Raw genomic sequence first — 6,769 nt, 5'->3', positions numbered from 1 at the left:
TTCGCCGCCCTCGACGCCATCACCCGCGACGTCCTGCACGGCGAACTCACCCGCATCTGGGAAGAGACGAACCTGTCGGTCCTGTTCGTCACCCACAACGTGCGCGAAGCCGTCCGGCTCGCCCAGCGCGTGGTGCTCCTCTCCTCCCGCCCCGGACGCGTCGCCCGCGAATGGACCGTCGACATCGACCAGCCGCGCCGCATCGAGGACCACGCCGTCGCGGAGCTGTCCCTGGAGATCACCGAACAGCTGCGTGGGGAGATCCGCCGCCATGGCCGGCACTGACCTCAGGCCCCGGACCGGGGCGAACGAACTGGCCGGACTGGACGCCCTCGACACCCACCGGGCCGCCCGCGTCCCGCTGCGCCGGGTCCTGCTCGGCAAGGCCCTACCGCCCCTCGTCGCCGTCCTGCTGGTCCTGACGGTGTGGCAGGCGCTCACCCTGGCGCAGGTCACCGACGACCACATGCTGCCGCCGCCCGCCGCGGTGTGGGACAGCCTGGCCGACCTGTGGCTGCGCGGCACCCTCCTGGACGTCGTGTGGACCAGCGTCTGGCGCGGCCTGTCCGGCTTCCTGCTGGCCCTGGCCATCGGCACCCCGCTCGGGCTGCTGGTCTCCCGGGTCCGGACCGTGCGCGCCGCGATCGGCCCCGTCCTGTCAGGACTCCAGTCCCTGCCCTCGGTGGCCTGGGTGCCGCCGGCGGTCCTGTGGCTCGGCCTGGACAACTCGATGATGTACGCCGTCATCCTGCTCGGAGCCACCCCCTCCATCGCCAACGGCCTCGTCTCCGGCATCGACCAGGTCCCGCCGCTGTACCTGCGGGCCGGCCGCTCCCTCGGCGCCACCGGCCTGCGCGGCGCCCGGCACATCGTGATGCCCGCCGCGTTCCCCGGCTACCTGGCCGGGCTGAAACAGGGCTGGGCCTTCTCGTGGCGGTCCCTGATGGCCGCCGAGATCATCGCCAGCTCCCCCGACCTGGGCCTGGGGCTGGGTCAGTTGCTGGAGTCGGGGCGCGAGACCTCCGACATGGCGCGGATCTTCCTCGCCATCGGGCTGATCCTGCTGGTCGGCATCGCCGTCGACCTGCTGGTGTTCAGCCCGCTGGAGCGCCGCATGCTCCGCCGCCGCGGCCTGATCCCCCCGCCGCCCACCGGTCACGGCAGGCCCCGCCGGGGCCGCCCGGCCGCCGCCGGGTTCCGTCGGAGCGACCGGAAGTGACCCGTCGCCGACGCGGCGGGAGGCACGCTTCAGCCCGTCAGGGCCGGGGCGCGCACGGTCGCGTCGTAGCGGCGCAGGACCAGACGGGCGAGTTCCGGGGCCGCGCCGAGTACCGCGCCCACGACGTCCGCTCCGCCCTCGGCTGCGCCGAGGGCGATCCGGTCCGGGAGCCGGCCCGGGGCCAGTACGTAGGGGGCCACCGCGATCCGCCGGGCGCCGGCGCCGCGCAGCGCCCGTACGGCGTCCCGCGTGCGGGGGAAGGCGCCGCCGGAGGCGAAGGCGGGGCGTACGTCGTACCAGCCGGTGCGCCGCCACTGTTCGGCCGTCGCGGCGAGCGCCGCGACGGCCCGCGGGTCGGTGGTGCCCGCGCAGGCGAGCACCACGGCGGTGGAGGCGCGGTCGCCGGGCTCCAGGCCCGCCTCGGCCAGGCGGCGTTCCAGCGCGGCGACGAGCAGGGCGTGCGGCCCCAGTACTCCGGCCTGTCGTACGGAGAGGGCCGGTGGTGCCTCGCGCAGGGCGCGGGGCAGGTCGGTCCTGGCGTGGAAGGCGCGGGTCAGGAGCAGGGGCTGGGCCACCACCCGCTGCGCGCCCCGGTGGGCCATCCGTGCCAACTCCGCTCCCACTGAGGGTGGTTCGAAGTCGAGGAAGGCGGTGCTGACGCGCAGTCCGGGCCGCATCGACCGGATGCGGCGGGTGAGCGCGCGGACCGTCGTCGCGTGCCGCGGGTCCCGGCTGCCGTGTGCGATCAGGAGCAGGACGCGGGAGTCACCGTCGTAGCCGTCGTCGGCGCCGTTCATGGACCCGTGGTCCACGGCACTAGCTCGCGGCGAGGGCGGGAACGGGCCAGTAGGGCTCGTCCTGGAGCAGCATCGGGTCGTGGGTGAGGATCGCCCGCTCGTACTGGCTCAGGACGGGGGAGGGTTCGATGCCCTGCGACTCGATCATGTTGTGTCGGCACTGCCGGTACACCGTCAGGGCGTCGAGCTGCCGGCCGGAGCGGTACAGGGCCCGCATGAGGAGCATGCAGAACTGCTCGTGGTTCGGGTTGCGGGAGTAGAGCTCGGTGAGCTCAGGGAGGATCCGTTCGTGACCGCCGGTGCGCAGTTCTAGATCGTAAAGCAGAATCAGTGCCGAATTTCTCGCTTCCAGATATCTGGCGGAAGCCGTCCGGCAGATGGGTCCGCCCGCGAGTCCGCCGAATACGGGACCTCGCCAGCGCGATAGTCCTTCGCGGAGGTCCGCTATGTTCTGGCGGTGTTCGGAAAGGCCGTCGTTTCCCGTCCGCGCGTGGATCGCGTCCACGGTGTCGAGGAATAAGTACGCGTCGAGTTCCCACCGGTCGAAGAGGAACATGTAGCCGGAGGTGCTGGTCACCACCCGGGATCCCTCACGGTCGGGCTCGACGGCGGACAGGGTCCTGCGGACCCTGCTGACCTGTGCCTGGAGGGCGTTCTCGACCTTCGCGGGGGGAGTGGTCCCCCACAGTTCGAGGATCAGGGCGTCGACGGTGACGAGCGATCCGCCGGCGGCGAGCAGCGACGCGAGGAGCGTCTGCTGCATCGCGCCGCCGAGGCGCACCGAGCCGCGGTGCTTCATTATCTCTATGGAGCCTAGGACTGAGAACAGCAACACAAACATCTCCCCGCGAGATGGAAAGAGAACGTTGTCGTGTGCACTGGCGCCGGTCGATCGATTCACGGTCGGAATGAGACTGAATTCCTAGTGGACCGATCGGTCCCGACCGTACTTGGTCAGGTGCGAGCGTGTCAATGAAACCCCCGGACCCGGCGCGGGGGCGCGGGGTCCGGGGGCGGGGACGACGATGCCGTGCAACACGTCCGGCGCCGGATGCGGGGGATCCAATGGGTGCGCCCGATGTGTTGCACGGCGTTCGTGGCGGGGGCGCGGCCGCGGCGGCGCCCCCGGGAGGTCGGATCAGGCGGCCGCGGACTTGCGGTACCGGGCGGCGCCGGCCAGGGTCACGGCGGTCACGAAGAGGGTGATGATCGTGACGGTCCACAGTCCGGCCCGGTAGGGCGCGACCCCGCCGGCGGAGAGGGAGAACACCGTGGCGGTGATGGCGATGACCACGCCGTTGCCGATCTGCGCGCCGGCGTTGAAGAGGCCCGAGACCAGACCCTGCTCGTCCGGAGCCGCGGTGCCGACGGCGGCGATGTTCAGCGCCGGGTAGACCGCGGCGAAGCCGAGGCCGCCGAGCAGCTGCTGGGCGAAGAGGGTGACCAGCGGGTCGACCTGACCGAGCAGCAGGACCCAGCCGAGGTAGCCGATGCTCAGCAGGACCAGGCCGCCGGTCGCGACCGGCCAGGCACCGTACTTGGTGACCAGCGCGGCGCCGTAGCGGGCGGTGCCGGCGGTCAGGACCCCGCCGAGGAGGAAGGCGAGCCCGGCCTGCAGCGGCGACCAGCCCAGCTGCTCCTGGTAGTAGAGGGTCAGGACGAACTGGAAGGAGACGTAGGCGCCGAAGAAGAGCATGGCGACCAGCGCGCGGGTCAACTGGCCCTTGCGGAAGACGGACAGCGGGACCAGCGGGGCCGGGTGCTTGCTCTCGACGACGGCGAACAGCGGGAAGAGGACGGCGGCGGCGACGAGCGAGCCGATCGTCTGCGCGTCGCCCCAGCCGTGGCTGGCCGCCCGGCTGAGTCCGTAGACCAGGGACACCGCACCGGCCGTCACGGTGACGGCGCCGAGGATGTCGAGGCTGCCGCGCTTGCCGGACTCCTGCTGCGACGGGACCACCGAGGCGGCGAGGAGGGCGACCAGGACGCCCGCGACGGCGGGGGCGAAGAGCACGAGCCGCCAGGAGACGCCCGCCATCAGGCCGCCGAGGATCAGACCGAGGGAGTAACCGGCCGAGGCGACCGCGAGGAAGGTGCCGAGCGCCTTGTTGCGTGACTGCTCGTCACGGAAGGCGTCGAGCAGGATCGCCATGGCGGCGGGTGCGGTGATGCCGGCGCTGATGCCCTTGAGCAGACGGGCGACGACCAGGACCACTCCGTCGTCGGCGATGCCGCCCAGGATGCTCGCGACCACGAAGACGACGAGCCAGCCGATCAGCAGCTTCTTGCGGTTGTAGAGGTCGGCCAGTCGTCCGCCGAGCAGGAGGAAGCCGCCGAAGCCGAGCGCGTAGGCGGACACGACCCACTGGAGCGAGGAGGTGGACATCCCCAGGTCCTCCTGGACCAGGGGGAGGGCCGGTCCCATGCTCGCGATGTCCATCGCGTCGAGGAACTGGACGGCGCACACCACCAGGAGCAGGAGCGGGAGGCTCTTGACCGCGGGGGTGGGCGGTAACGCCCGTGCGACAGGAGGTGAGGTGGGGGATGCCTCGGTCATGATCAGACTCCGATCGGAGTGTCGTCGGAAGCGGTGGGCGCAACAGGAAGAATGACGGACCGATCAGTCCCGGACTGATCGGTCCATTTCTAGCGCCCCGAAACCCCTGTGTCAAACGTATGCTGGGATCCGCGGGGGAGAGGGGAAGGAGTTCAGACATGGCGCGCACACCGGCACCAGGCACGCGGCGGCGGATTCTGGAGGCCTCGGCCAAACTCTTCGGTGAACAGGGGGTCCGGGCCGTCGGCATGCAGCAGGTGATCGACGCGACCGGAGTCGGCAAGAGCCTCCTCTACCGCGAGTTCGCCAGCAAGGACGAACTCATCGCGGCCTGGCTCCGCGAGAGCGACGCCCAGTGGTGGGAACGGGCCGAAGAGGTCACCGGGCCCTACAGCGGCGATCCGGCCCGCCAGATCCTGGCGCTGATGGAGTTCTTCCACGCCAGCGTCCAGGAACCGGACTTCCACGGCTGCATCTACTACAACACCTCCAGTGAGTTCCGCGACCCGCGGCACCCGGGCCGCCAGGAGGCGAAACTGCACCTCAAGGGCCTGCGCAACTGGCTCCGCGACCGAGGGGCCCAAGCCGGCGCCGACGACCCGGACGCCCTGGCCGACACGCTCATGCTCATCGTCGGCGGCCTCCTGGCCAACGGCGAGGTCCTCGGCGGCGACGGACCGGCCCGGATGGCCGTCGCCACCACCGAACTCGTCCTGCGCCAGTACTGCCCGGCAACCGTGACGGCCGCCGCCCGCTGACGCACCGTCCGGCACGCGACCGGCCCCGCGGCACGGGAATGCCGCGGGGCCGGAGTGCGTGCGCGTCCGGCCGCCGTCAGGGGCCCGCGACACCGGTGCGCCGGGGCCGGGCCGCCCGTACCGCCACGCCGTGCTCCTCGTACCCGTCGTCGTAGACGAACGCCGAGGGCATGCGGTCGTGGAACTGGTAGTCGGCCTGAATTCGCCCGTCCTGCGCGAGCACGACGATGTCCTGACCGGACATCTCCATCTCGCCCGTCGCCGCCGACACCATCACCCAGTTGAAGCGGACGACGTCGTGGTGCCCGGTGGCGTTGTTCGACGAACGGAACTCGTAGCCCATCGGCCCGTACACCTGGTGCGTGTAGGCCAACTGGTCGAGGATCGCCGCGTGCCCGCGGATCGGATCCTTGCGGTAGAACACGTAGACGGCGTCCGGCGCGTACAGCGCCTCCACCCTCTCGCGCCTGCGCGCCACATCGGTCTCGTTCCACAACGCGACGTACCGCGCGAGGAGTTCGTTGGGTCGGGGGAGCATGGGAAACCTCCTGGTCGCCGAGATCGCCGAGATCGACGTAATCGCCGTGATCCGGATGTCGATGGGGCGGGCCGATCGCCGTGATCGACCCGTACGCCGCCCGCTCAGTGCCCCGCCGCGTAGCGCGGCAGCAACTGGGCCAGATCGGCCGTGACGGCGCGGGCGTGGGACCGCAGGTAGAAGTGGTCCCCGGGGAAGGTCCGGCACCCCAGGTACTCCGGGGTCCGCCCCGCCCACGACCGCATCGCCCCGGGCGCGAGGAGGGGATCCTCCCGCCCGCGGTACGCGACGACGGGACAGCCCACGGCCGCCCCGTCGTCCGGACGGTCCGCGCACACCGCGGCGTCCGCGCCCATCGCACGGACCGCCGCCGCCAACTGCTCCGGATCGCCCTCGACCGCCGCCGGCAGGCCGCCCAACAGCCGCAGCGCCTCCAGCGGATCCGCAGACAGCACCGCCGGCGCCGAGAAGCCGGCCGGCGCCCAGCCCGACACGGCGAGCAGCGCCGGCGGCGGCAGACCCCGCCGCTCCAGCTCCACCGTCAGCCGGTACCCCAGCAGCGCCCCCATCGAGTGGCCGAACACCGCGTACGGACGCCCGTCCAACTCGTCCGACACCACCCGGGCCAGGGCCTGCGCCAGCGGACCGAGCCGCGTGTACGGAGCCTCCCGACGCCGCTCCTGCCGCCCGGGCAGCTGCACCGCCTGGCAGGCCACCGACGGCAGCAGCCCCGCCCAGTCCCGGTACATCGACGCACCGCCCCCGCTGTGGTGCAGCAGGAACAGCCGCACCCCGCAGTCCGGTTCGGCGTCGGCCGGATGCAGCCACCGGGCCGCGCCCTGTACCTCGGGCAGCGGAGCCGGCGGCGCGGACGGCCGTACGGAGGTCCCGTCCACGCCC

General features: G+C 72.1%; 7 protein-coding genes and 1 pseudogene. 3 read left to right on the top strand and 5 right to left on the bottom strand.

Annotation, left to right across the window (positions count from 1 at the left end):
• A pseudogene (locus tag NOD94_RS28810) lies at positions 1 to 285 on the top strand (ABC transporter ATP-binding protein); the annotation flags it as partial.
• Positions 272 to 1,219, top strand: coding sequence for an ABC transporter permease (locus NOD94_RS28805; RefSeq protein ID WP_281209061.1), 948 nt, complete (start codon positions 272 to 274; stop codon positions 1,217 to 1,219). The pseudogene NOD94_RS28810 and the gene NOD94_RS28805, both read left to right, overlap by 14 nt.
• Positions 1,220 to 1,248: 29 nt before the next feature.
• On the opposite strand, the gene NOD94_RS28800 is transcribed toward NOD94_RS28805, so the two are convergent.
• From NOD94_RS28800 to NOD94_RS28790, 3 genes are all read right to left on the bottom strand, one after another.
• On the bottom strand, positions 1,249 to 2,016 hold the full coding sequence (locus tag NOD94_RS28800) for a sirohydrochlorin chelatase (protein ID WP_281209060.1): 768 nt from the start codon (positions 2,014 to 2,016) through the stop codon (positions 1,249 to 1,251).
• A gap of 19 nt (positions 2,017 to 2,035) precedes the next feature.
• Complete coding sequence (locus NOD94_RS28795) at positions 2,036 to 2,815, bottom strand: AfsR/SARP family transcriptional regulator (protein ID WP_281209059.1); 780 nt, start codon at positions 2,813 to 2,815, stop codon at positions 2,036 to 2,038.
• Between the two features lie 339 nt (positions 2,816 to 3,154).
• On the bottom strand, positions 3,155 to 4,573 hold the full coding sequence (locus NOD94_RS28790; RefSeq protein ID WP_281209058.1) for an MFS transporter: 1,419 nt from the start codon (positions 4,571 to 4,573) through the stop codon (positions 3,155 to 3,157).
• Positions 4,574 to 4,731: 158 nt separating this feature from the next.
• Between NOD94_RS28790 and NOD94_RS28785 the strand changes: the two genes are divergently transcribed.
• A complete protein-coding gene (locus NOD94_RS28785; RefSeq protein WP_281209057.1) occupies positions 4,732 to 5,331 on the top strand; it encodes a TetR/AcrR family transcriptional regulator in 600 nt (199 codons plus the stop codon).
• Positions 5,332 to 5,407: 76 nt separating this feature from the next.
• On the opposite strand, the gene NOD94_RS28780 is transcribed toward NOD94_RS28785, so the two are convergent.
• Both NOD94_RS28780 and NOD94_RS28775 read right to left on the bottom strand, forming a co-directional pair.
• A complete protein-coding gene (locus NOD94_RS28780) occupies positions 5,408 to 5,869 on the bottom strand; it encodes a nuclear transport factor 2 family protein (protein WP_281209056.1) in 462 nt (153 codons plus the stop codon).
• 104 nt (positions 5,870 to 5,973) lie between these two features.
• Positions 5,974 to 6,765 (bottom strand): alpha/beta fold hydrolase, encoded by a 792-nt coding sequence (locus NOD94_RS28775; protein WP_281209055.1) that lies wholly within the window; start codon positions 6,763 to 6,765, stop codon positions 5,974 to 5,976.
• Positions 6,766 to 6,769: the final 4 nt, after the last annotated feature.

The sequence above is a fragment of the Streptomyces sp. Isolate_45 genome (assembly GCF_024721315.2).
Lineage (GTDB): Bacteria > Actinomycetota > Actinomycetes > Streptomycetales > Streptomycetaceae > Streptomyces.
Note: the sequence above shows the minus strand (reverse complement) of the source record. Positions and strands in the feature narration are given on the sequence as shown.